Annotated in this window: 19 protein-coding genes and 1 riboswitch; of the genes, 6 read left to right on the forward strand and 13 right to left on the reverse strand. The window is 68.6% G+C overall.

What is annotated here, in order from left to right; genetic code table 11:
• Positions 1 to 3: 3 nt before the first annotated feature.
• Together Q0Z66_RS01920 and Q0Z66_RS01925 are read right to left on the reverse strand one after the other, a co-directional pair.
• Positions 4 to 675 (reverse strand): GntR family transcriptional regulator, encoded by a 672-nt coding sequence (locus tag Q0Z66_RS01920; RefSeq protein WP_298037079.1) that lies wholly within the window; start codon positions 673 to 675, stop codon positions 4 to 6.
• Positions 676 to 680: 5 nt separating this feature from the next.
• Positions 681 to 2,120 (reverse strand): fumarylacetoacetate hydrolase family protein, encoded by a 1,440-nt coding sequence (locus Q0Z66_RS01925; protein ID WP_298037080.1) that lies wholly within the window; start codon positions 2,118 to 2,120, stop codon positions 681 to 683.
• Positions 2,121 to 2,242: 122 nt separating this feature from the next.
• On the opposite strand from Q0Z66_RS01925, the gene Q0Z66_RS01930 reads away from it, so the two are divergent.
• Positions 2,243 to 3,616, forward strand: a complete 1,374-nt coding sequence (locus Q0Z66_RS01930) for an MFS transporter (RefSeq protein WP_298037082.1) — start codon at positions 2,243 to 2,245, stop codon at positions 3,614 to 3,616.
• 62 nt (positions 3,617 to 3,678) lie between these two features.
• Entirely contained in the window at positions 3,679 to 5,550 is a 1,872-nt protein-coding gene (locus Q0Z66_RS01935) for an FAD-dependent monooxygenase (RefSeq protein ID WP_298037083.1), read from the forward strand.
• Positions 5,551 to 5,556: 6 nt separating this feature from the next.
• Here Q0Z66_RS01935 and Q0Z66_RS01940 read toward each other — a convergent pair whose 3' ends face one another.
• Positions 5,557 to 7,290, reverse strand: coding sequence for a thiamine pyrophosphate-binding protein (locus tag Q0Z66_RS01940; protein WP_298037085.1), 1,734 nt, complete (start codon positions 7,288 to 7,290; stop codon positions 5,557 to 5,559).
• 209 nt (positions 7,291 to 7,499) lie between these two features.
• Here Q0Z66_RS01940 and Q0Z66_RS01945 point away from each other — a divergent pair, with 209 nt between their 5' ends.
• Complete coding sequence (locus tag Q0Z66_RS01945) at positions 7,500 to 8,765, forward strand: hypothetical protein (RefSeq protein ID WP_298037087.1); 1,266 nt, start codon at positions 7,500 to 7,502, stop codon at positions 8,763 to 8,765.
• 6 nt (positions 8,766 to 8,771) lie between these two features.
• Here the strand turns inward: Q0Z66_RS01945 and Q0Z66_RS01950 are convergent, their stop codons facing one another.
• Positions 8,772 to 9,419, reverse strand: a complete 648-nt coding sequence (locus Q0Z66_RS01950; RefSeq protein WP_298037088.1) for an HAD-IA family hydrolase — start codon at positions 9,417 to 9,419, stop codon at positions 8,772 to 8,774.
• Positions 9,420 to 9,548: 129 nt separating this feature from the next.
• Between Q0Z66_RS01950 and Q0Z66_RS01955 the strand changes: the two genes are divergently transcribed.
• Positions 9,549 to 10,997 (forward strand): glyceraldehyde-3-phosphate dehydrogenase, encoded by a 1,449-nt coding sequence (locus tag Q0Z66_RS01955; protein ID WP_298037090.1) that lies wholly within the window; start codon positions 9,549 to 9,551, stop codon positions 10,995 to 10,997.
• Between the two features lie 60 nt (positions 10,998 to 11,057).
• Here Q0Z66_RS01955 and Q0Z66_RS01960 read toward each other — a convergent pair whose 3' ends face one another.
• Positions 11,058 to 12,500, reverse strand: a complete 1,443-nt coding sequence (locus Q0Z66_RS01960) for a helix-turn-helix transcriptional regulator (RefSeq protein ID WP_298037091.1) — start codon at positions 12,498 to 12,500, stop codon at positions 11,058 to 11,060.
• A gap of 199 nt (positions 12,501 to 12,699) precedes the next feature.
• Between Q0Z66_RS01960 and Q0Z66_RS01965 the strand changes: the two genes are divergently transcribed.
• Positions 12,700 to 14,475, forward strand: coding sequence for a phosphoenolpyruvate carboxykinase (GTP) (locus Q0Z66_RS01965; protein WP_298037255.1), 1,776 nt, complete (start codon positions 12,700 to 12,702; stop codon positions 14,473 to 14,475).
• Positions 14,476 to 14,656: 181 nt separating this feature from the next.
• On the opposite strand, the gene Q0Z66_RS01970 is transcribed toward Q0Z66_RS01965, so the two are convergent.
• Positions 14,657 to 16,552 carry an ABC transporter ATP-binding protein gene (locus tag Q0Z66_RS01970; RefSeq protein WP_298037093.1) on the reverse strand — a complete coding sequence of 632 codons (1,896 nt, stop codon included), beginning with the start codon at positions 16,550 to 16,552 and terminating at the stop codon, positions 14,657 to 14,659.
• 98 nt (positions 16,553 to 16,650) lie between these two features.
• Between Q0Z66_RS01970 and Q0Z66_RS01975 the strand changes: the two genes are divergently transcribed.
• The gene (locus Q0Z66_RS01975) at positions 16,651 to 17,673 is read left to right on the forward strand and encodes a S66 peptidase family protein (protein WP_298037095.1); all 1,023 of its coding nucleotides are present in this window, start codon (positions 16,651 to 16,653) and stop codon (positions 17,671 to 17,673) included.
• A 60-nt stretch (positions 17,674 to 17,733) separates the two neighbouring features.
• On the opposite strand, the gene Q0Z66_RS01980 is transcribed toward Q0Z66_RS01975, so the two are convergent.
• From Q0Z66_RS01980 to Q0Z66_RS02010, 7 genes are all read right to left on the reverse strand, one after another.
• Positions 17,734 to 19,161 (reverse strand): MFS transporter, encoded by a 1,428-nt coding sequence (locus Q0Z66_RS01980; RefSeq protein WP_298037098.1) that lies wholly within the window; start codon positions 19,159 to 19,161, stop codon positions 17,734 to 17,736.
• An 85-nt stretch (positions 19,162 to 19,246) separates the two neighbouring features.
• The gene (locus tag Q0Z66_RS01985) at positions 19,247 to 19,609 is read right to left on the reverse strand and encodes a Fe-S protein (RefSeq protein WP_298037101.1); all 363 of its coding nucleotides are present in this window, start codon (positions 19,607 to 19,609) and stop codon (positions 19,247 to 19,249) included.
• Between the two features lie 47 nt (positions 19,610 to 19,656).
• Entirely contained in the window at positions 19,657 to 20,133 is a 477-nt protein-coding gene (gene ribH, locus Q0Z66_RS01990; RefSeq protein ID WP_298037103.1) for a 6,7-dimethyl-8-ribityllumazine synthase, read from the reverse strand.
• On the reverse strand, positions 20,130 to 21,401 hold the full coding sequence (gene ribA / locus Q0Z66_RS01995) for a GTP cyclohydrolase II (RefSeq protein ID WP_298037105.1): 1,272 nt from the start codon (positions 21,399 to 21,401) through the stop codon (positions 20,130 to 20,132). Before ribA ends, ribH begins: the two co-directional genes overlap by 4 nt.
• On the reverse strand, positions 21,398 to 22,027 hold the full coding sequence (locus Q0Z66_RS02000; protein ID WP_298037106.1) for a riboflavin synthase: 630 nt from the start codon (positions 22,025 to 22,027) through the stop codon (positions 21,398 to 21,400). Before Q0Z66_RS02000 ends, ribA begins: the two co-directional genes overlap by 4 nt.
• Positions 22,027 to 23,049, reverse strand: coding sequence for a bifunctional diaminohydroxyphosphoribosylaminopyrimidine deaminase/5-amino-6-(5-phosphoribosylamino)uracil reductase RibD (ribD, locus tag Q0Z66_RS02005; RefSeq protein ID WP_298037108.1), 1,023 nt, complete (start codon positions 23,047 to 23,049; stop codon positions 22,027 to 22,029). The genes Q0Z66_RS02000 and ribD overlap by 1 nt, the downstream gene beginning before the upstream one ends.
• 50 nt (positions 23,050 to 23,099) lie before the next feature.
• A riboswitch (FMN riboswitch) is annotated at positions 23,100 to 23,246 on the reverse strand.
• A 117-nt stretch (positions 23,247 to 23,363) separates the two neighbouring features.
• On the reverse strand, positions 23,364 to 23,984 hold the full coding sequence (locus Q0Z66_RS02010) for a TetR/AcrR family transcriptional regulator (protein ID WP_298037111.1): 621 nt from the start codon (positions 23,982 to 23,984) through the stop codon (positions 23,364 to 23,366).
• Between the last annotated feature and the right edge of the window lie 79 nt (positions 23,985 to 24,063).

Below are 24,063 nucleotides of genomic sequence, written 5' to 3' on the forward strand. Positions count from 1 at the left end.
GTATCAGTGCGCGGGTGCGCTGACGGCGTCGTCGGCACGGGTGCGCTCATGGTCGAGATAGGCGTCGAGAGTGGATGCGTGGTGCTGGCGTGCGGCCTGTTCGATCCGTTCGATCGGGGCGCCGCTTTCGATGAGCGCGATGATCTGCTCGTGCTCGCGAACGGAATCGTGCGCGCGGCCGGGCACGAAGCTGAACGTCGAGTCGTGCAGGCGGTTCAATCGCTGCATCTCGAGCGTGACGAGCTCGTGCAGGCGCGGGTTCGGGCACGGCGCGATGAGGGTTTCGTGGAACTCCTGGTTGAGCTGAGTGAACGCCGAGGGGGTGAAGTGCGCGAGCGTCTCGATCATCCGGTCGTTGATGGCACGAGCGCGCGCGATGTCGTCGACCGTGAGATGGGGGGCGGCGAGCGCGGTCGCACTGCCCTCGAGGACCGCGAGCGTCTCCATGCTGTGCCGGTACTGCCGATCATCGACCATGGCGACGCGTGCGCCGATGTTGTGCTCGAACTGCACGAGCCCCTCGGCCTCGAGCTGGCGGATCGCCTCGCGCACCGGCACCGCGCTCATGTCGAGCTCGGCGGCGATGCTGCCGAGTACGAGGCGGTACCCGGGGGTGAAGGTCTGCGCCGCGATGCGCTCCTTGATCCAGTGGTATGCCTGCTGGGATTTGCTCATCGTCTTCATTCGCGGCCTTCGTACTTCGCGCGCCATTCGGCGTTCATCGGGAAAAGTCCATCGACGGGATGCCCCGCCTGCACCTGCGTGGCGATCCACGCATCTTCATCCTCCTGCGCGATCGCGGCGTCGGCGACCTCCTCGGCGAGGTGCGGGGGGATGACGATCACGCCATCGCCGTCTCCGACGATGATGTCGCCGGGCTGGACGGCCGCGCCGCCGCAGGCGATCGTGACATCGACGTCCCAGGGGACGTGGCGACGGCCGAGCACCGAGGGGTGGGCGCCCCGGGAGAACACGGGTAGCCCGATGCGGGCCACTTCGTCGTGGTCGCGGACACCGCCGTCGGTGACGACGCCGTCAGCGCCCCGCGCGACGGCGCGGAGCGCCAGGATGTCGCCGAGCGTGCCGGTCGTGGAGTCGCCGCGGGCTTCGATCACGATGATCTCCCCCTCGCCGACGGCGTCGAACAGCCGCTTCTGCGCGTTGTAGCCGCCGCCGTGGCTGGCGAAGAGGTCCTCTCGTGCGGGGATGAAGCGCAGAGTTCGGGCTGCGCCGACGATCTTCGCATCGGGAAGGTTCGCCGCGACGCCGTCGATGAAGCAGTGGTGGTGGCCGCGCTTGCGCAACTGGGCCGAGAGTCCGGCGGTCGGAGCCTGCTCGAGCTTCGCGCGCAGGTCGGCGGATAGCGCGGGAGCCGTTTCCGGCGTCGTCGGGGGCGTGCCCCAGGCCTCGCTGCGCTGTGTGTCATCGACCGTCGGGAGTGAGCCGAGGCTCGGGTCGAACGGGGTGTCGCCCTGCGTCACGGTCGTGACGAGCCGGCCGGACGTGGGGGCGCCGGGGGCGGAGGGGGCGTCGACCTCGACCTCGACGACATCGCCCGGAACGATGACCGATGAGCCCGCGGGCGTCCCCGTGAGGATGACATCCCCGGTTTCGAGGGTGAAGTGCTGGGAGAGATCGGCGACGAGCTGGGCGAGGGGGAAGACGAGGCCGGCCGAGTCATCGTCCTGGCGCAGTTCGCCGTTGACCCAGGTGCGCACCCGGATGCTGTCGGGGTCGACGTCGTGCGCATCGATGAGGGACGGCCCGAGGGGCGTGTAGCCATCGCCGCCCTTGGAGCGAACGTTCGAGCCCTTGTCATTGGCGCGCAGATCGTAGAGGCCGAGGTCGTTGGCCGCGGTGATGGATGCCACGTGGGACCAGGCATCCTCGAGGGGGACATGGCGGGCCGGGGCGCCGATGATGAGGGCGATCTCTCCCTCGAACGCCAGCAGCTCCGTGCCCGCGGGGCGCTCGACCGTGCCGCCGGATGCCGCGACGGAGCTCGGCGCCTTGAAGAAGTAGGACGGGTGCGCAGGGCGGCGCCCGCGCTGCTCGGCGCGCGAGGCGTAGCTGAGGTGGATCGCGATGATCTTGCCGGGGCGGGGGATCAGGTCGGTCACGTCGGGCGCCTCCTTGCGTCGTCGTCATCACCCTTGTGCGATGTATTCGAAATCGTATATCATCCTGGCGTCAGGGGGCAAGCACACCGACAACCGACAACGACGTCACACAAGGAGCTTCAATGACTGACAAGCCCGGGTTTACTCCGACCGGCACGATCGCCACCGCGGCAGACCGCAGACGCGTGGTCTTCGCGACAGTGGTGGGCACCACCGTCGAGTGGTACGACTTCTTCATCTACGCCACGGCCGTCGGCCTGGTCTTCGGGCAGCTCTTCTTCTCCGCGCTCGGTACGAACACCGTCATCCTCGGATTCGCCACCGTCGGCATCAGCTTCCTGTTCCGCCCGCTCGGAGCATTCCTCGCCGGGCACTTCGGCGACAAGCTGGGACGCAAGCGCGTGCTCATGTGGACGCTGATCCTCATGGGAGCCGCCACGGCACTGATCGGTCTTCTTCCGACTGCCGAGGTCATCGGCATCGGCGCCCCGATCCTGCTCGTCTTCCTCCGTATCCTCCAGGGAATCTCCGCCGGCGGCGAATGGGGCGGCGCGGTACTCATGGCCGTCGAGCACGCGCCCAAGAAGCGGCGCGGCATCTTCGGCGCCTCGCCCCAGATCGGCGTTCCCCTCGGGCTCCTCCTCGCCTCGGGCGTCATGGCGATCATGACCGCGATCGCACCGGGAGACGCCTTCCTCGCATGGGGATGGCGCATCCCGTTCCTGCTCAGCGTCGTTCTGATCCTCATCGGCCACTATGTGCGCCGCAACGTCGAGGAGAGCCCGGTGTTCGCCGAGCTCGCCGAGCGCAAGGAGAAGGCGAACATGCCGATCGTGCAGCTGTTCCGCAAGCACGCACTCCTCGTGCTGATCGCCGCCCTCGTCTTCGCCGGCAACAACGCGGTCGGTTACATGACCACCGGCGGCTACATCCAGGGATACGCCACCGACCCCGAGGGGCCGATCGGTCTCGACCGCGGTCCGGTGCTGTGGGCCGTCACCGGCTCCGCCGTGACCTGGCTGCTCACGACGCTCCTGGCCGGATGGGTGTGCGACCGCATCGGCCGGCGGACGACCTACATCATCGGCTGGGTCCTCCAGCTCGGCGGTGTCGCACTGCTGTTCCCGCTGGTCAACACCGGCAGCGTCGGCGCGCTGTTCGCCGCCCTCGCGATCCTCACGATCGGCCTCGGATTCACCTACGGACCGCAGGCCGCGCTGTACGCCGAGCTGTTCCCGGCATCCATCCGGTTCTCTGGCGTCTCGATCTCCTATGCGATCGGCGCGATCCTCGGTGGCGCGTTCGCCCCGACGATCGCCGCGGCCATCGTGAATGCGACCGGGTCGACGGATGCCGTCACCTGGTATCTCGCCGGCATGACCCTCATCGGTCTCATCGCCACCCTCCTGCTGCGCGACCGCAGCGGGATCCCGCTGGGCCCCGACCATGAGCAGGAGCAGGCCATCAGCCCGATCCGCGGTCTCGCCCGCGCCTGACGATGTGAGCCGCGGGGGCGGATGCCGCGGCATCCGCCCCCGCGAACGACGAAGGAGTACCGATGCAGTTCCACCACCAGGGATACGTCTCGCAGGACCCGCGCACCGTTGCGGCAGCCGGCACCGGCATCGACCGGCCCGTCGACCTGCCGGAGGAGATGGACGTCCTCATCGTGGGGTCCGGCCCCGCGGGCATGCTGCTGGCCGCCCAGATGGCGCAGTTCCCCACCATCACCACGCGCATCATCGAGAAGCGCGACGGCCGACTCGAGCTCGGACAGGCCGACGGCATCCAACCGCGCAGCGTCGAGACCTTCCAGGCCTTCGGATTCGCCGAGCGCATCACCGCCGAGGCCTACAACATCGCCTTCATGAACTTCTGGGGCCCCGATCCCGAGAACCCCGATGAGATCATCCGCACGACCCGCACCGAGGACTACGGCCTCAAGATCAGCGAATTCCCGCACCTCATCGTCAACCAGGCCCGCGTGCTCGACTACTTCGCCGAAGCCGCAGCCGCCGCGCCCGGCCGCATCGTGCCCGACTACGGCGTCGAATTCCTCGGCCTGACCACCCACCCCGACCGCGAGCATCCGGTCGAGGTCCGCATCCGATACACCGTCGGAGAGCGCACGGGCCAGGAGCGCACGATCCACGCGAAATACGTCGTCGGCTGCGACGGCGCACGCAGCGGCGTGCGCGAAGCGATCGGCCGCACCCACGTGGGGGAGTTCGCGGCCCACGCCTGGGGCGTCATGGACGTGCTCGTCAACACCGACTTCCCCGACTGGCGCACCAAATGCGCGATCAACGCGAAGGCCGGGAACATCCTCCACATCCCCCGCGAGGGCGGATACCTCAGCCGCGTCTACGTCGACCTCGGCGAAGTCGCCGCCGACGACGACCACCGGGTGCGCCAGACGCCGATCGAAGCGGTCATCGCCAAGGCCAACGAGATCCTCCACCCCTACACGCTCGACGTGAAGGAGGTCGCGTGGTCGAGCGTCTACGAGGTCGGGCACCGCGTCACCGACGGATTCGACGACGTCTCCGGATCATCCGATCAAACGCCACGTGTCTTCCTCACCGGCGACGCCTGCCACACCCACAGTGCGAAAGCCGGCCAGGGCATGAACGTCTCCATGCAGGACGGCTTCAACCTCGGCTGGAAACTGGGCGCCGTCCTCACCAGGCGCAGCCCGGAGAGCCTGCTGCGCACCTATACCGACGAACGACAGCCCGTCGCCCAGCAGCTCATCGACTTCGACCGCGAATGGTCCAGCCTCATGGCCCGCAAGCCCGAGGAGATCTCCGACCCGCAGGAACTGTCGAACTACTATCTCGGCACCGCCGAATTCCCCTCCGGATTCATGACGCAATACGCACCCTCGATGATCACCGGCACCGATCGGCATCAGGCGCTCGCCGCCGGCTTCCCCCTCGGCAAGCGCCTCAAATCCGCCGAGGTCGTGCGCGTCTGCGACGGCAACATCGTGCACCTCGGGCACCACGCCACGGCCGACGGGCGCTGGCGGGTGTACGCCTTCTCGGATGTCTCGGGGGAGGGCCTGCGCGACTGGGCGGCCAACGCCGCACCCCTGATCGCGGGCATCACACCGGTGGGCGCTGACCCCGATGCCGTGATCGACGCGAAGGCCATCTACCAGCAGGCGTTCGAGGACGTCGTGCTGCTCGACACCCCGGAGCTGTTCCTGCCGAAATCCGGTGCGCTCGGACTCATCGACTGGGAGAAGGTCTACACCGCAACCCCCAACACCTGGACGGACACCGACCTCTTCGATGCGCGCGAGCTCTCCCGCGACGGCGTCGTGGTGGTCGTCCGTCCCGACCAGTACGTCGCCGCCGTGCTGCCGCTGGACGCGATCACCGAATTCGCGGAGTTCCTCGAGGGGGTCTTCCTGCCTGCCCGTTAAACGCGGTCAGCTGTTCACCCGGATGATCTCCTGCTGGTACGGGGCGATCACATCGCCGGAGATGCGCAGATCCAACAGCAGGAAGCGGCGTTGCGCCGGGTCCTCCGTACTCCAGGTGCCCAGGCGTTCGAGATCGGCGAGCGTGCGGACGACGACGCCCTCGGCGCCGACCGCCGCGGCGAGGGAGGCGAAATCGACCTCGGGGATGCGCATCGGCGCCTCGGCGAGGCCCTTGAGACCGTAGAGGTTCACCTCGGCGCCGTAGGCGGCGTCGTTCCAGATCACGGCGCAGCCGCGGCCGCGGGCTGTGCGCACCGCGGATTCGAGGTCGGCGATCGCCATCAGACCACCGCCATCACCGCTGGTGAGCACGATGGTCGAGTCGGGCTGTGCACGGCTCGCTCCCACGACGCTCGGCCAGCCGAGTCCGATCGCCTGGAACGCCGTGCCGACCATCATCACCCGATCGGGCGAGGCCACCGGCCAGTACATGTTCGACCAGCCGAGGAAATGCCCGCCGTCGGAGACCACGTAGCGGTCGGCGGGCAGCAGCTCGCCGATGCGTCGGGCCGCCGAGCGGGGATCGAGACGGCCATCCGGGGCGAGGTCGTCGCCCGGCTCGTAGGTGCGCGCGGTCTCGATATCGACGCTCTCGCGCCACGCCGCGTGCATAACTCCGGAGGGACTGGCGGAAACCGGGGTCGCGGCATCCGAAAGCTGCGGGTTCTGCGGAAAATCTCCTGAGTTGTGCAAGGCGGAGGGCTGGGCGACCCGCTCCACCAGTGCCTCCGCGACCAGCCGCGCGTCGCCGCGCACATAACCGCCCACATGCGGGTGGGTCGCGGCAGGGGCGACGTCGACCTGGAACACCGCGGTCCCCGGTGCGAACAGCTCGCCGAAGCGCATCGTGAACTGGTTCAGCGATGCTCCGAACACGACGGCCACATCGGCCTCGCGCACGGTGCTCATCGCCCCGTCGGCGCCGAACCCGCCCGTGACGCCGAGGTCGTAGGACGCGTTCGGGAAGATCCCTCGGCCCAGTGCGGTGGACGCGGTCAGCGCGCCCGTCGCCTCAGTCAGCTCTCCCAGCGCGGGCCCTGCACCGGCGAGCCACGCGCCGCGGCCGGCGAGCAGGAGCGGGCGCTGCGCCGAAGCGAGCGCTGCGGCGATCTCGTCGAGCATCCCCGACGCGAACTCGCCGTGAACGCCGAGCGGCTCGGGGGCGCGCGGGGCCGACACCGCAGGAACATCACCGGCGTCGACCGCGGCGACGTCGTAGGGGATTGCGAGCACCACGGGAAGGCGGTAGCTCAGCGCGTGCTCGATCGCGATGACGGTGGTCGCGGCGGCGTCCGTGCGCCCGACGGTGTAGGTTCGCGCCCCGACGGCCGAGGCGAGGGCGATCTGATCGACGTCCCAGGGGCGGGGCCCGGAGGTCGGCTCGTCGCCGACGATGAGCACGAGCGGTATGCGCGCCTGCACCGACTCGGCGAGGGCCGTGAGCGTGTTGGTGAAGCCGGCTCCGTAAGTGGCGGTTCCTGCGGCGATGCGGCCGGAGGCGCGGTAGTGGGCGTCGGCGGCGACGACGGCGCCCTGTTCGTGGCGCACCGCGGTGAAGGTCGCGGGGGTCTGACGTTCGAGGGCATCGAGGAAGTAGGCGTTGCCGTTGCCCATCACGCCGAAGACGGCGTCGATCTGCTGGGCGAGGGTGAGGGCGACGTGCGCGGAGACGGAGGGCATGGCTGAGCCTTTCGAGACGGTATCGGTCGATTCCGTATATGTCTCGCGCGGTGCGTCATCGCGCCGGGGCTTCGTGTCCCTTTTTCGAACACCGGCGGGTAGCCGGACCTGACGATGCTATCGCGTTGACGGCCGCGGTCTCAGCATCCTCTATGCTGAGCGGGCTGTTGCTGTTTCGTCGAGCGATCACTCCACAGAGGGAACCACCCATGCACTCTGCCCGGCTGTCCGCTGCTGTCCTTCTGTCTGTCGGTGCGCTGATCCTCAGCGGCTGCACCGTCGAGTCGGAACAGGCTGTTCCGACGCCGAGCGCCGATGCCGAGGTTCCGGCGGCGTATGAGGGTCCGCTGTCGTTCAGCTCCGCTGAGCTGGCGTGGTTGCTGCCGGACGCGGCGGATCTTTCGACGCTGCTTCCGGGAGCCGAGTCCTTCGTGGAGCCGAGTGATTTCCTCGAGGTGATCTCCGATGGCGGCGGAGCACCGTTCAGCCCTGCCATCTGCGAGGCGTTCGTCTATGAACCGACGATGGACGCGGTCGCTGCGCGCGCCGTGAGCTGGACGGGGCCGACCGACGAACCGTCCGGTCGCCTCGTTGCCATGCAGTATCCGAGTGAGAACCGTGCCCAGGAGATGTTCTCCGCTTTCCGTACCGCAGCGGAGAGCTGCGGAGAATTCGATGTCGACGGGCCGGCGGTCTTCGATCAGGTCGTCGATATCGCGGACGGCCAGGTGGATGCTGTCGCCGGTGTCCTGTGCGCACCGGCGGAGGACTGCGGCTGGTGGTCGTCGTTCGTCGCCTACGGAACGGTCGGCAACGCTTTCATCGTGCTTCAGCATCCGGCGACGACCGGCGATGGCCTCGACACTCGGGCGGTCACTGAATTGCTCGTCGAGACGATGCTCTCCGCGGAGGAGAGGCTGATCGGAGAGCTCACGGAGAATCCGCCCGCGGAGGAGGAGGAGGACACTCCCGCCAGCGACGCCTCCGGTCCGTGGGGCGAGTGGACGATCACGCCTGAGGGCATCGGGCCGATCCGTCTCGGCGACACCGTCGAGGATGCGCTCGCCGCGGTTCCCGATGTCGTGGTCTCCACAGACATCCCCGGGGAATGGGCGTTGACCGCCGAGGATGGTGCCCGCGTCGTCCTGCGGTCGTCCGACGGCATCGCCGTGACCTCGGTGATGATCGGCGCCGAGAGCCTGTGGGGCGATGATGAGGTCGTGGATGGAGCGTTGCTCCCGTCGGTCGAAGGCATCCGCGTGGGGGATGCCTTGTCGACGGCGGTATCGGCGTTTCCGCAGGGCACCTTCGTGCATCTGATCGCGCCGGGCCAGAACCGTTATGTCGCGGCGGACCGTTCGGGCAGAACCGTCACCTTCTCCCTTGATCCGGCAACGGGAACGGAACCGGATTCGCGGATCGTGGGCATCATCCTCGGCGGCTCGGACGCGCTGGAGATGCCGGTCTTCGGGTGAGGACGCTCAGCCGAAGCTGATCGTGAAGCCTGCAGCATCCGCGTCGATCCTCATGCCGGTGAGGTCGTCGACGTGGTGAGTCGGTGAGAATTTCGGGGCGTGCGGTCCGACGCCGATGACGGTCATGCCGGCGTCGAGGCCCGCCTGGATGCCGGCGCCGGAGTCCTCGAAGACCACGCAGTCGGCGGGGGCGACGTCGAGGATGGATGCTGCGAGCAGGAAGCCCTCGGGATGGGGCTTGCTGTTCGCCACCCGCTCGGCGGTGATCGCGAGTGCGGGGATGGTGAGGCCCGCTGCCCCCATGCGCGCGGTCATGAGGGCGAGGTTCGCCGAGGTGACGACGGCGTGCGGGAACGGGGCGAGGGACTGAAGGAATCGTGCGGCGCCGGCGATCTCGACGACCCCGTCGGTCTCGATGCTCTCGCGGTCGAGCATCTGCTCGTTCTCGACGATGTTGATCCCGTGGTCGCGGTCGGGGAGCAGCATCGCCATGCTCTGCCACCCCTGCCTGCCGTGCACGGTCTCGAGCACGGTGCGCCAGTCGAGGCCGTGGGGCTCCGCCCATTCCCACCAGAGCCGTTCGACGATGGCCGTGGAGTCGACGAGAGTGCCGTCCATGTCGAGGAGCGCGGCGCGGGCGGTGATCGTGGTCATGCGGCCAGAGTATCCCGATCGGACCGGCCGTCGTCGGACGGGGTATCCTGGTCGCATCCCCCGATGTCCCACCCGGCAATCACGCGCCCGGACGATCTTCGGAGCGCGTTCTCACATGCAAGGAAGCTGATGAACGATTTCGCGGCACATCGCGATGACTGGACGGCCAAAGAAGAGCTCGCCGAGCGGATGATCCCGCTGGTGGGCGCACTGCGACGCGATCATGAAGCGGTGACGTCCCTGCACGGGCATCGACTGCTGGGACTGTCGACGACCGGCGTCATCGAGCTGCACGAGCGCATCGCGCAGCTCGGTCACGAGCAGATCGATCTGGAGGACACGCTCGCGGTCCTCGAGACCCTGCACGACATCGCTCCCGGCGCCTCGTCGATCGACGTGGCCCGGCTCGTCTCGGGCCATGCCGAGCACGGCGGCGATCTGGAGGTCTATCTGCGCGAGGCTCTCGCTCCCGCAATGGGGGCTGAGCCCGCCGAGCCCACGGATGTCGTGCTGTACGGCTTCGGGCGCATCGGGCGTCTGCTCGCGCGCATCCTGATCGCCCACACCGGCGGCGGCAGCGGTCTGCGTCTGCGCGCGATCGTCGTGCGCCGCGGCGCCGAGAACGACCTCGTGAAGCGCGCATCCCTCCTGGAGCGCGACTCCGTGCACGGCAACTTCGCCGGTTCGATCACGGTCGATGAGGAGGCCGAGCAGATCATCGCGAACGGCACCCGCATCCAGGTGATCTACTCCAACGACCCCGGCACGATCGATTACACGGCCTACGGCATCCGCGATGCGATCGTCGTCGACAACACCGGGCGCTGGCGCGATGAGGCGGGCCTGAGCCGTCACCTCGAGTCCGCCGGCGTCGCGCGCGTGCTGTTGACCGCACCCGGCAAGGGCGATCTGAAGAACATCGTGCACGGCATCAACGACGCCACCATCACGGATTCCGACCGCATCGTGTCGGCGGCGTCCTGCACGACGAACGCGATCACCCCGGTGCTCAAGGCGATGGACGAGGCGTACGGGATCGTGCGCGGGCACGTCGAGACCGTGCACTCGTTCACGAACGATCAGAACCTCATCGACAACTTCCACACGGGCGATCGGCGCGGCCGCTCGGCGGTGCTGAACATGGTCATCACCGAGACGGGGGCGGCGAAGGCGGTCGCGCGGGCTCTGCCGGAGCTGGAGGGCAAGCTCACCGGATCCGCGATCCGTGTTCCGACCCCCGATGTCTCGCTGGCCGTGCTGCACCTGACGCTCGAGAACCCGGCGGACCGGGACCAGCTCAACGGCTACCTGCGCCGCGTCTCGCTGCATTCGAGGCTGCGCCAGCAGATCGACTATGTCGAGAGCCCCGAGGTGGTCTCCACAGACTTCGTCGGCTCGCACCGGGCCGGCATCGTCGATGGTCTCGCGACCATCGCGAACGAGAACGACGTCGTGCTCTACGTCTGGTACGACAACGAGTACGGCTACTCCTGCCAGGTGATTCGCGTGCTCGAGGTCATGGCGGGTTCTCATCCGGTCGTGCTGCCTGCCCGTCGCGAGGTCACGCTCGACGCCTGATCGGGACGGATGCCGGGACTGCGCCGGTCCGCACGGGGTTCTCCGTGCGGACCGGCGTGCTCATTCGGAGGCGTGCTTCGCGAGGAAGGCGTAGACCTCGTTCTCGTCGACGCCGGGGAAGGACCCGCGGGGCAGGGGCGAGAACATGTGCGTGTGCACGCGGGCGCTCGGCCAGGCCTTGCCGGACCAGCGCTCGGCGAGAGCCACGGGAGGACGTCGGCAGCAGGCCTCGTCGGGGCAGGTCGACACGGCACGGTCGGAGGTCTCGCGCCCGCGCCACCAGCGGGCGTCATCGAAGGGCACGCCGACGGTCACGGAGTATTCGCCGTCGGTCGCGGATCCTGTCTGCGTGGCGCACCAGAACGTGCCCGAGGGGGTGTCGGTGTACTGGTGGCGCTCGGTGGTGCGGTTCTGCTGGGAGAAGGCGGCACGGGCCTGGAACTTTCGGCACACCGGCTGGCCTTCGACGGCCCCGGTGACGTCCATCGGCAGGGGCAGCCGGTCGTTCTCGTAGACGCGGGTGATCGCGCCGGTGTCATCCACGCGCAGGAAGTGCAGGCGCATGCCGAGGTGCTCGGTCAGGAGATTGGTCATGCGCATGCCTGCCGCTTCGTGGGTGACGCCGAAGGCGTCGCGGAAGTCCTCGACGGCGAGGTTGCGATCCTTCTTGGCCTGCTGGAGGAACGCGAGCCCGGCGGTCTCGGGGATGAGGCAGCAGGCTGCGAAGTAGTTGATCTCGAGGCGCTGCTGGAGGAAGTCGGCGTAATCGGTGGGAGGTGTGTGCCCGAGCAGCCGATGCGCCATCGCCTGCAGTGCCATGGAGCGCAGGCCGTGGCCTCCGGGGATGGATGCCGGCGGCAGATAGATGCGGCTGTTCTCGAGATCGGTGACGGAGCGGGCTGAATGGGGCAGGTCGTTGACGTAGATGAGCTCGAACCCGAGCTTCTCGGCCATGATGATCACCGTGCGGTGGGAGAGGGCGCCGGAGACATGACCGGCCGCCTTGAGCTGCTTCTCGGCGAGCTTCTCGATTTCGCCGATGTAGTTGTTCTGCGCCCGCATGCGCAGGCGCAGCTCGGTGTTCGCCCGACGCGCCTCTTCGGGCGTCGCGATGGTCTCGCGCTCGCGGCGCTGCAGCTCGTGGTGGAGTCCCAGGATCGATTCGATGGTCTCATCGGGCATTCCCTTGGAGACGCGCACCGGTGCGATGCCGAGCTGGCGGAAGACGGGGCTGGCCTGTGCGCGGTCGAGTTCGATCTCCAGCGCGGCCCGGCGGTTCGGCGGTTCTCCGGAGATGAGGTCGGCGACCTCGGTGCCGGTCGCGTGCGCGATCGCCTGGAGCAGGGAGAGCTTCGGCTCGCGCTTGCCGTTCTCGATGAGGCTCAGCTGGGATCCCGCGACGCCGACCTGCGCGCCGAGCTCATCGAGGGTGAGTCCGTGCTGCACGCGATGGTGACGGATGCGGTGGCCCAGAGTCGTCAGATGGATGCCGGAGCTGCTCATTCTTTGAGCATAGTGAAAGAAACGTACTTTTTATAGGAATATTTCGCGGAAAGTCCTGCGGTGCGGTGCTCAGAATGGACACATCATCAAACTCTTCAAGGGAGCAGACATGGCTATGGCAGATACCTTCACCCCGCGTGTACCCGCCGTCTCCGCGGCGCGCACTCTCGGCGCCGCTCCGTCGTATGACACTCCCGCGATGGCGGAGCTCGTCGCCTGGGTCGAGGAGATCCGCGAGCTCACCCAGCCGGCCGCCGTGCACTGGGTCGACGGTTCCGCCGCCGAGAACAACCGGCTGCTGGAGGGGCTCGTCGACGAGGGCAAGCTCATCAAGCTCAACCCCGAGTGGCGCCCCGGCTCCTACCTCGCCCGCTCGCACCCGAGCGATGTCGCCCGCACCGAGGCGCGCACCTTCATCGCCTCCGAGGAGGAGGCGGATGCGGGACCCACGAACAACTGGGCCGATCCGAACGAGATGCACGGGAAGATGACGGAGATCTTCGCCGGATCCATGCGTGGGCGCACGATGTACGTCGTGCCGTTCTCGATGGGTGCCGTCGGCGGCCCGCTCTCCCACATCGGCGTGCAGATCACCGACAGCGCCTACGCCGTGGCATCCATCGGCATCATGACCCGCGTCGGTGACGCCGTCACCCGGCAGATCGCCGAGGGCGCGCCCTGGGTCAAGACCGTCCACTCGGTCGGGGCGCCGCTGGAAGAGGGACAGGCCGACGTCGCCTGGCCCTGCAATGATGACAAGTACATCGTGCACTTCCCCGACACGCTCGAGGTCTACTCCTACGGCTCGGGTTACGGCGGCAACGCGATCCTCGCGAAGAAGTGCTTCGCGCTGCGCATCGCCTCGGTGATCGCACGCGACGAGGGCTGGCTCGCCGAGCACATGCTCCTCATCCGGGTCATCGACCCGAAGGGAACGGCGCACCACGTCGCCGCGGCCTTCCCCTCCGCCTGCGGGAAGACGAACCTGGCGATGCTGCGCCCGACCATCCCCGGGTGGAAGGTCGAGACGCTCGGAGACGACATCGCCTGGCTGCGCCCGGGCGAGGACGGCCGCATGTGGGCGATCAACCCCGAGGCCGGCTTCTTCGGAGTCGCCCCCGGCACGGGGGAGTCGACGAACGTCACGGCGATCGAGACGCTGTGGGGCAACACGATCTTCACGAACGTCGCGCTGCGCCCTGACGGGGACGTCTGGTGGGAGGGGCTGACCGACGCACCGCCGGCGAACCTCATCGACTGGGAGGGCAACGATTGGACGCCGGAGTCCGGACGCCCCGCCGCGCACCCGAACTCGCGCTTCACGGTCGCCGCTGCGCAGTGCCCGCAGATCTCCGAGGACTGGGAGGAGGCCGTTCCCCTCGACGTCATCCTGTTCGGCGGCCGCCGCGCCACGAACGTTCCGCTGGTCGTCGAGGCGACCGACTGGACCCACGGGGTCTTCCTCGGCTCGACGATCTCCTCGGAGCGCACCGCTGCGGCCGAGGGGACGCTGGGCGAGCTGCGCCGCGACCCCTTCGCGATGCTGCCCTTCTGCGGTTACAACATGGGCGACTACTTCGCCCACTGGCTGAAGGTCGGTCGTGGCCTGCGCTTCGACCGTGCGCCGCGCATCTTCCAGGTGAACTGGTTCCGTCGCGGTTCCGACGGCCGGTTCCTCTGGCCCGGATTCGGCGACAACTCGCGCGTCATCGACTGGATCATCCGCCGCATCAGCGGTGATGTCCCCGCCGTTGACAGCCCGATCGGCCGCCTGCCGCGCATCGCGGACCTCAACCTCGAGGGCCTCGACGTCGCGCAGGAGGATCTCGACGAGCTCTTCTCCATCGACGCGGATGCCTGGCTGCAGGAGGCAGCCTCCACCGAGTCGTTCTACGACACCTTCGGCGACCGGATGCCCGCTGCTCTGCGATCGGAGCTGTCGGCCCTGCGCTACCGCCTCGAGCACAGCTCGTAGGCCCACCAGACCCGCGGCGGCGGGATGGCGGGGACATACCCATGGCTGAGTGGTCCCCGTCATCCTGTCGCCGCGTTATGAGCAGGCGCTTCGCGCCCGCATGACCGGACCTGTCCCGGTCGACTGATGTTTCGGGGGATTCGGTCAGTCGATCGGGGCAGGGCCCGAAAATCGGTGGATGCTACGCCAACAGCTGATGGCGGGCGAGATCCCGGTACAGCGGCGTCGATTCGATGAGTTCGGCGTGCGTGCCCTGCCCGACGACTTCACCGGCCTGCAGCACGATGATCAGGTCGCTGTCGATCACTGTCGACAGGCGGTGCGCGATGACCACGAGGGTGCGATCGATGGAGACGGCATCGATCGCCTCGCGCATGCGCTGTTCGTTCACACCGTCGAGCGACGACGTCGATTCGTCGAGCAGCAGGATCGGCGCTGCGGTGAGCAGTGCGCGGGCGATGGCGAGCCTCTGGCGTTCGCCGCCCGAGAGCATGACGCCGTCCTCGCCCACGGGTGTTTCCAGGCCCAGCGGGCTGCGGTCGATCACATCGCCGAGGTTCACGGCGCGCAGCACGCGGTCGCAGTCGGCGTCCGTGGCTTCCGGCGACGCGAGACGCAGATTATCGGCGAGCGTTCCGGCGAGAGTCGGGGCATCCTGCTCGACGTAGCCGAAGTTCGCACGCAGCTCGGCGCGGGGATACGTGCGGATGTCGTGGCCGTCGAGACGGATCGAGCCGCCGTTCGGGTCGTAGAAGCGCTCGATGAGCGAGAGGATCGTGCTCTTGCCGGCACCACTCGGGCCGACGATCGCCACCCGGGCACCCCGGGGCACCGCGAAGGAGACACCGCGCAGCACATCGCGGGCCGTGTCGGGCTCGGCTTCGGCTGCAGCATCGGCGGCCCGCTCCAGATGAGCGTCGACGAGAACGGTGCGCGCTTCGGAGGCGGCCGCCTCGCGAGCGGCGACGACGGCCTCGGGGTAGCGGAAGCGCACATCGTGGAACGACAGCGCCGCGGCACCCGTCTCCTGTGCCGCGGCAGGCAGGGAGGCGGCGATCTCGGCGTCGTCCTGGTCCTCGGTCGGAAGATCCAGGATCTCCTGGATCCGGCCGAGGGCGCCGAGGGCCTGGCTGACCGAGGTGATCGCGCCGAAGGTCGTCGCCAGCGGCATGATCAGCATGAAGAGGAACAGCACGAACGTGATGAGCGAGGCGATCGACAGTGAACCGGCGGCGACGCGGAAGCCTCCCACACCGAGCACCGCGAGCAGCGAGAGCTGCAGGGCGATGCCCGACAGCGGGACGACGAGCGCGGACGCCTGCGCGACGCGGACGCCGAGACCGTAGGCGTCCTTCGCGATCTCCGAGACGGCGGTCGTCTCGCGCTCGGTGGCGCCCGAGGCGCGCACGGTGCGGATCGATCCGACGGCCCGCTCGACCGCCGAGGACAGCTCGCCGACCTTCGTCTGCTGGGCAGCGGATGCGGTGCGGATGCGGCCCGCGAGCAGGATGACGCAGCCCAGCGAGACGCCGACGACCGCGACGATGATGACCAGCAGGATCGGGTCGATGATGAGCATCGCCACGAGAGCCCCGAGGAAGAGGATGGCACTGCCGACGGCATCCGCCAGGCCCTGGGTCAGCACCGCGTAGAGCAGCGTCGTATCGGTGCCGACGCGCGAGACGATGTCTCCCGTGCGGCGAGCGTCGAACTCGCGGATCGGCAGATGCAGGATGCGGGCGATGAGTCGGCGGCGGCTGGAGTGCACGACGGCGGTGCCGGTGCGCTGGAGCAGGTAGTGCTGATAGCCCGAGATGATCGACGACACGATCACGAAGGCGATCAGCAGCCACACGAGGATCCCGAGCGGGGTCGAGGACTGCACGGCGGTGATGACCTGACCGACGAGAAGCGGCTGCGCGAGCGAGGTCGCGGCGCCGAGCACGCTGAGCACGGCGACGACGATCAGCGTGCGTTTGTGCTCGAGGAGGAAGGGGAGGAGCTGACGGAACGTGGCGCGCGGACCATCCTGCGGTGCGCCGCGACCGCGTCGGCGAGCGGGCGCCGTGCGAGACATACGAGACCTCGTTGAAAGGAAGAAGGGTGTGCTCCCACCGTACTCGCTGACGGCTTTGAACCGGCTCGATTAGCCCTCCCGTGCGGCAGGATTGGGGCATGCACAAGCTCGTCCCCGGCGACCGCGTCGCCGTGCTCTCTCCCGCCTTCGCCGCACCCGCCGTGGCGCCCGAACTGCATGAACAGGCGCTGCGGCGCTTCGAGGATCTCACCGGGCTCGTGCCCGTCGAGTTCCCGACGACGCGTCAGCTCGGCGCGAGCGCCGAAGCCCGTGCGGCCGACGTCAATGCGGCGTTCGCCGATCCGAGCATCCGGGCGATCATGGCGACGATCGGCGGCGACGACCAGATCACGCTCGTGCCCCACCTGGATGCTGCCACTGCGCAGGCCGACCCGAAGCCATTCATCGGCTACAGCGACAATACGAACATCCTGAACTGGATGTGGGGTTTGGGCATCGCGGGATACTACGGCGGGTCCACGGCCGTGCACCTCGGCCCCGGCCCCGCGATCGACGAGATCCACGCGCGCTCGCTGCGTGCCGCGCTCATCGACGGCGGCGAGATCGAGCTCACCGAGCCGGGGGAGTCGGAGGACGTGGGGAAGCGATGGGAAGACCGCCGAGCCCTGAGCGAGTACGGCGACCGCATCCCGACACCGGAGTGGATCTGGGCGGGCCCCGCGCGGCGCGTGGAGGGCCGCACCTGGGGCGGCTGCCTCGAGTCGATCGACGCCCTGGCGCTGTCGGGGCGGATGCCATCGCCGGCCGACCTCGATGGAGCGGTCCTGCTGCTCGAGACGAGCGAGGGGCGTCCGCCCGCGACCTGGGCGAAACGGTGGGTGCGCGCGCTGGGCGAGGGCGGGATTCTGGCATCCGTCACGGGTGTCGTCGTCGCCCGCCCGCCGGTGAGTGACTTCGAGTTCCACCCGTCGGCGGAGGAGGCGGATGCCCTGCGCGCAGCGCAGGCCGACGCCATCGTCGAGCAGATCACCCGTTACAACCCGGATGCCGTGGTCTGCGTCGGCGTGCCGTTCGGGCACACGCGTCCGCAGTGGATCGTGCCCTACGGCGGGCGGATGACGCTCGACGGCGCCGAGCGGCGTGTGTTCGCGACGTACTGACGCGCAGAAAGAGGGGGCACGGACCGAACGGTCCGTGCCCCCTCTTTCTGCGAGCGGCGATCAGCGCGAGGCGGAGACTCCGAGGTCGTCCTCGTAGTCGATGTCCTTCGTCTCTGGCGAGAGGAAGAGCGAGACGAGCGTGAGAACGCCCATCGCCGAGAGGTAGACGCCGACGAGCCAGGGCTCGCCGCCCATGGCCTGCCAGAGCTTCAGCGCGATGAGCGGGGCGATCGCCGCGCCGAGGATCGACGAGACGTTGTAGGCGATCGCGGAACCGGAGTAGCGCACGTTCGTCGGGAACAGCTCGGGCAGGATCGCGCCCATGGGGCCGAAGGTGAGCCCCATGAGGGTGAAGCCGAAGATGAGGAACGCCATCGTCAGCGCGCCCGTGAACTTGGCGTCGGCCTGCGGCAGCAGGAACACGTTGAACAGCAGGCCGAACACGATGATCGCGGCGGTCACCCAGATGAGGAGCTTGCGACGTCCGACCGCGTCGGCGATGGGACCGGAGAGCAGGGTGAAGATGCCGAAGAACACGACGCCGATGATCTGCATGAGCACGAAGTCGGTGTAACCGAATCCGAGTCCCGGGTAGAAAGCCGCCGCATCGAAGGCGTTGCCGGCGGCCTCGGCGGATGCCCGTGCCACCTCGATGTCGTCGGTCTTCGTTCCGTAGGTCAGGGTGAAGTTCGTCATCAGGTAGAACAGCACGTACGTGGCCAGCATGATGAAGGTGCCGAGGATGAGCTGCTTCCAGTGGTGGCGGAACACCGTGACGAGCGGCATCTTGCGGATGACGCCCTTCTTCTCGGCCTTCTTGAAGGTGTCGGACTCGACGAGCTTGAGACGCACCCACAGGCCGACGATGACCATGACGGCGGAGAACAGGAACGGAATGCGCCAGCCCCAGGAGAGGAAGGCCTCCGACTGCTGGGCAGCCGTCTCGTGCGGCAGTGACCAGTTGATGACCAGGAACAGCAGGTTCGCGATGATGAAGCCGATCGGAGCGCCCAGCTGGGGGAACGATCCGTACCAGGCGCGCTTGCCCTTCGGTGCGTTCTCGGTGGCGACCAGAGCTGCCCCCGACCATTCGCCGCCGAGGGCGAAGCCCTGTGCGAGACGCAGCACGAGCAGCAGCAGCGGGGCGACCCAGCCGATCGTCTGATAGGTGGGGAGCAGACCGATGAGGAATGTCGCGATTCCCATGGTGAGCAGGGAGGCCACGAGAGTGGCCTTGCGGCCGAACTTATCGCCGAAGTGCCCGAAGACCGCTGCGCCGATGGGGCGGGCGACCATGGCCGCGCCGAACACGGCGAACGAGCTCAGCAGGGCTGCGGTCGGGTCGGCGCTCGGGAAGAAGAGCGCCGGGAAGACGAGGACAGCAGCGGTCGCGTAGGCGTAGAAGTCGTAGAACTCGATCGTGGTGCCGACCAGACTCGCGAGAATGACGCGCGAGCGGGAGTTGGCGGGTTTCGTGGCAGTGCTCATCCGGCGAGTGTACGCCCGCCTGAGCGTTGGCTGGGAATCAGATAACGCCGGATGACGGATCGGCTGATGCCCGCCAGTGGCGGGATCAGCGCCAGAGGACGGCGATCGCGGCGTTCGCGAGCGTCAGGATGCCGACGAGCCAGAACAGCGCCGGCGAGAGGGAGCCGGTCTTGCGCTGCTTGGAGGTGCCGATGCCCAGCAGCGCGCCGATCGCGAGCAGCACGACCAGCTTCACGCCGATCTTCATGTGGAGGTTCAGGTCGGGGCCTGCCGCCATGCCCCAGGGGGCGGCGAGGGCGAGACCGGCGACCGCCGCGATGACCATGCCGTAGGTCATCAGACGCGTGAATTCGCGCTTGCCGCCGAAGGCCTGCACCGCCCACGCCCCGAAGAGCACGGCGAAGCCGATGAGGTGGACGAAAACGACGACGTGGCGCAGGGTCTCCATGCACTCAATCTAGGCAGGACCAGCATTTTTCGCCAGGAAGGCGACCCTCAGCCGCGTAGGGCCTTGACCACCAGAGCCGTGCGCAGCGCAGCATCCGCCGCCTCCGCACCCTTGTCCTCCTTCGAGCCCTCGAGGCCGGCACGGTCGAGGCCCTGCTGCTCGTCGTCGAGGGTCAGCACGCCGAAGCCGACCGGCTTGCCGGCATCGAGGGCGACGCGGGTGAGCCCATCGGTCGTTGCGGCCGACACGTACTCGAAGTGCGGGGTCCCGCCGCGGATGATGACGCCGAGGGCGACAACGGCATCCGCACCGCCGGCGAAAGCCGCCTGAGCGGCTACCGCGAGCTCGAACGAACCCGGCACGCGGACGATGTCGTACTCGGCACCGGATTCGCTGAGCACACGCTCGGAGCCGGCGATCAGCCCGTCGGTGATGACGTCGTGCCAGGTTCCGGCGACGACGACGACCTTCAGGCCTGCGCCGTCGATGGGGCCTGCGGGGGCGGGTGCTCCTGCGCCGCTCATGCGTGATCCTTTCCGTCGGCGAGGGCAGCGGCCAGCTCGGCTTCGCCGATGATGTGGCCCATGCGGTCGCGCTTGGTCTCGAGGTACTGGTGGTTGTTCGCGCCGACGCCGACGATCAGCGGCACCTGTTCGGTGACGTCGAGGCCGAGCTCGCGCAGCTGCTTGACCTTATCGGTGTTGTTCGTCAGCAGGCGGACCTTCGAAACGCCGAGGTCCCCCAGGATGCCGGCCGCCGCGGCGTAGTCGCGCGCATCGGCGGGAAGGCCCAGGGCGAGGTTCGCGTCGAGGGTGTCGAGGCCCTCCTCCTGCAGTGCATAGGCGCGGAGCTTGTTGATGAGCCCGATTCCTCGGCCCTCGTGGCCGCGCATGTAGATGACGATCCCGCCGTCGGCGTCGATGGCCTGCAGCGCCGCATCCAGCTGAGGACCGCACTCGCACTTCTGCGAGCCGAAGGCCTCACCCGTCAGGCACTCCGAGTGCACGCGCACGAGAGCCGTGTCGGTGATCTCGCCCGAGACGACCGCGATGTGATCGGTGCCGGTCACGCGGTCCTTGTACGCCAGGAAGCGGAACGTCCCGTGGTCGGTGGGCACGTTCGCCTCGGCGCGCAGGCTCACGCGGCGGCGGCCCGGGCGATCCGCGGGAGCGGCTCCGTCAGGATCGACGTCGTTCAGGTGCGTGATCAGCTGCTCGATCGTGATGACGGGCACGCCGTCGCGGGCGCCGAGCTCGAGGAGGCCGGGCATGCGCATCATGCTGCCGTCCTCGGCGACGACCTCGGCGATGGCGCCGACCGGGCGGAGACCGGCGAGCTTCATGAGCTCCACTGCGGCCTCGGTGTGTCCGCTGCGCTCCCGCACACCGCCGTCGACGGCGCGCAGGGGGAGGACATGGCCGGGACGGATCAGGTTCGAGGGGGTGGATGACGGATCGGCGAGCACGTTCAGGGTGCGGGCGCGATCCGCGGCGCTGATGCCGGTGGTGACTCCCTCAGCGGCGTCGACGCTGATCGTGTACGCCGTGGAACGGGCATCCTCGTTCGCCTCGACCATGGGCGGCAGGTTCAGGCTGTCGGCGAGGTCGGCGGGCATCGGCGCGCAGATGAAACCGGAGGACCATCGGACCGTCCAGGCCACCCACTCCGGGGTGGCGAGCTCGGCGGAGAGGATGACATCGCCCTCGTTCTCGCGGTTCTCATCGTCGGCCACGAGCACCGGGCGACCGGCGCGCAGGGACTCGAGGGCTTCTTCGATGGTGGCAAGGCTCATCGCGAGCCTCCTTCCGGTGCAGCCCGGAACGCCAGCAGGCGTTCGACGTGACGGGCAAGAATATCGGTTTCGAGGTTGACGCGGTCGCCGACTCGGCGATGGCCGAGCGTGGTCGCGGACAGGGTCTCCGGGATGAGCGAGACCTCGAGCCAGTGGATGTCGGAATCGGCAGGGGAGACGGCGCTGACCGTGAGCGATGTGCCGTCGATCGAGATGGAGCCCTTGTCGACGACGAGGGGCGCCAGATCTGCGGGGATCGCGATGCGCAGCACGCTCCATTCGGCGCCGGGACGAACCTCGGCGACCTCGCCGATGCCGTCGACGTGGCCCTGCACGATGTGCCCGCCGAGGCGGGCGCCGACGGGCATCGCCTTCTCGATGTTGACGACCGTGCCCACGGATGCCGCGGGGAGCGCCGACACATCGAGGGTCTGCTGCATGACATCCGCGTCGAACGTCTCGGCGGTCGAGGCGATGACGGTGAGGCAGACGCCGGAGACGGCGATGGATTCGCCGTGCACCGCATCCTGAACGGCCTTCGGTGCGCGCACCGTGAGGCGCCAGCCATCGCCGGAGGGAACGATCGCGGTGATCACGCCGATCTCCTCGATGATTCCGGTGAACATCAGCGAACTCCTTCTGCCGGGTGGGCGATGGCGAGCAGATCGTCGCCGAGCGGAACCCATTCGTCGATCGTCAGTCGACGGGCGGCATCGATCGATGCGACGCCGATCTCGCCGAGCGCGAGACGCGACCCGCCGAGAAGAACGGGGGCGATGTAGGCGAGCACACTGTCGGCGAGGCCGGCGGCGATGACGGCGCTCGCGAGAGTCGGACCGCCCTCGATGAAGACTCGCTGGATGCCGCGGCCGCGCAGATCATCCATCACGGCGTGCAGATCATGGGTGTCGAAGAACAGCGGCTCGTGAGGATGACGGTGCACCGCGGCATCCGGCGGTGTCTCGCGCGACCCGATCACGACGGGTACCGGCTGATCCGGAAAGAGGGCATCGCCATCGCGCGCGGTGAGCGCGGGGTCATCGGCGAGAAGGGTTCCGGTGCCGATGACGATCGCATCCGCCGCGGCACGGCGGCGGTGCACATCGGCGCGGGCGTCGGGCCCGGTGATCCACTGACTCGTGCCGTCATCGGCAGCGGCGCGGCCGTCGAGGCTCTGCGCCCACTTCACGGTGACGTGCGGGCGGCCGAGCCGCTGGACGGCGAGCCAATCAGCGATGACGGCGGTCGCGGCATCCGCCTGCTCGCCGGAGACGACCTCGATGCCGGCGCTGCGCAAGCGCTCGGCTCCGCCGCCCGAGGCGGCTCCCGGGTCGTCGAGGGCGAAGACCACGCGGCTGACGCCGGCGTCGATGAGCGCCAGTGCACAGGGGCCGGTGCGGCCGGTGTGGTTGCACGGCTCGAGCGTCACGACGGCCGTCGCTCCGCGCGCGGCGCCCACCGGAAGCTTCGATAGCGCATCGACCTCGGCGTGCGCGGTGCCCGACCCCTGATGCCATCCCTCGGCGATCACCTCGCCCGCGGGGGAGAGGATGACCGCGCCCACCTGGGGGTTGAGGCCGCGGGGACCGCGGCGGGCGAGCTCGAGCGCGCGCGTCATCGCGCTGCTTTCTGCCTCTGTCACTGCCATCCGTCGTCCTTCGCTCTGAATCCGGGGTTCGCAGACGGCACGCTCACGCGCATCGTGCTGCCTCCCATCCGGACTAGCGAGATCGCTCTCGCATCACCGTCGGTCCCGGAATTCCACCGGATCGGCGCCTCGGAATACCGAAGCGCTCGCGGACTGTCACCGCCGGTTCGGATTCCCACCGACCCCGGAGCACGTTGATGCCCAGTGTAGTCAACGCCGTTTCGCGGATTTCATTCCGCGTCATCTCCGCATCCCGGAAAATCGCTGATCAGCGCAGCGATGCCCGACGGCCCTGCCCATGCTGCCGCCCGCTCTCAGAGCGTGCTGTGCAGCATGCGGACGGCTCCGATGCGCAGGTTCTCGGGTGCGTCCGGGACATCGCGCAGATGGGCGATCAGAGAATTGCGGAAGAAGCCGTCGAACATCGCATAGGCCTCGGCCGGCCGCACCTGCGGTGTGCTGCCGGACAGCTCGGCGTAGCGGGCGACGACGCTCCACACCATGTCGGTGAGCAGCCCGTCGATCGCGATGATCGTGTCGCGGAAGCCGTTCTGGAACAGTGCCTGGTTGCGGAGGTCGTACCAGAGGCGGTGCTCGGCGCAATCGGCGACCAGCGTGGCGGCGAGCTCGGCGCCGAAGCCCTCCGCGAGCTCCGCGCTCGTGAGCGAGGTCGCGACGACGGCATCGTAGCGGTGCGCGCACTCGACCTTCGACTGCCACACGGCCTGGCCGATCAGGTCGTCCTTGTCGTCGAAGTAGTAGTGCAGGATGCCGAGGGAGAGGCCCGTGTGCGCGGCGATGTCGCGCAGACCGGTGTTCGCGAACCCGCGGTCGGCGATCGTCTCGAGTGCGGCGGCGGCCAGTTCGCGGCGGCGCGCGGCGACCCGATCCGTGCGCACAGCGCGCGACGGGGCGTTCACGACGGCATCCACCATCTGTCCTCCTGGGTATGCCGCCGAGCATACTCCTGGTCTCGACGGATTTCGAGGGGTTCTGGTGCAGGCGTCGGGGCGA

This window comes from uncultured Microbacterium sp., from assembly GCF_947632095.1.
In the GTDB taxonomy this organism is placed as follows: domain Bacteria; phylum Actinomycetota; class Actinomycetes; order Actinomycetales; family Microbacteriaceae; genus Microbacterium.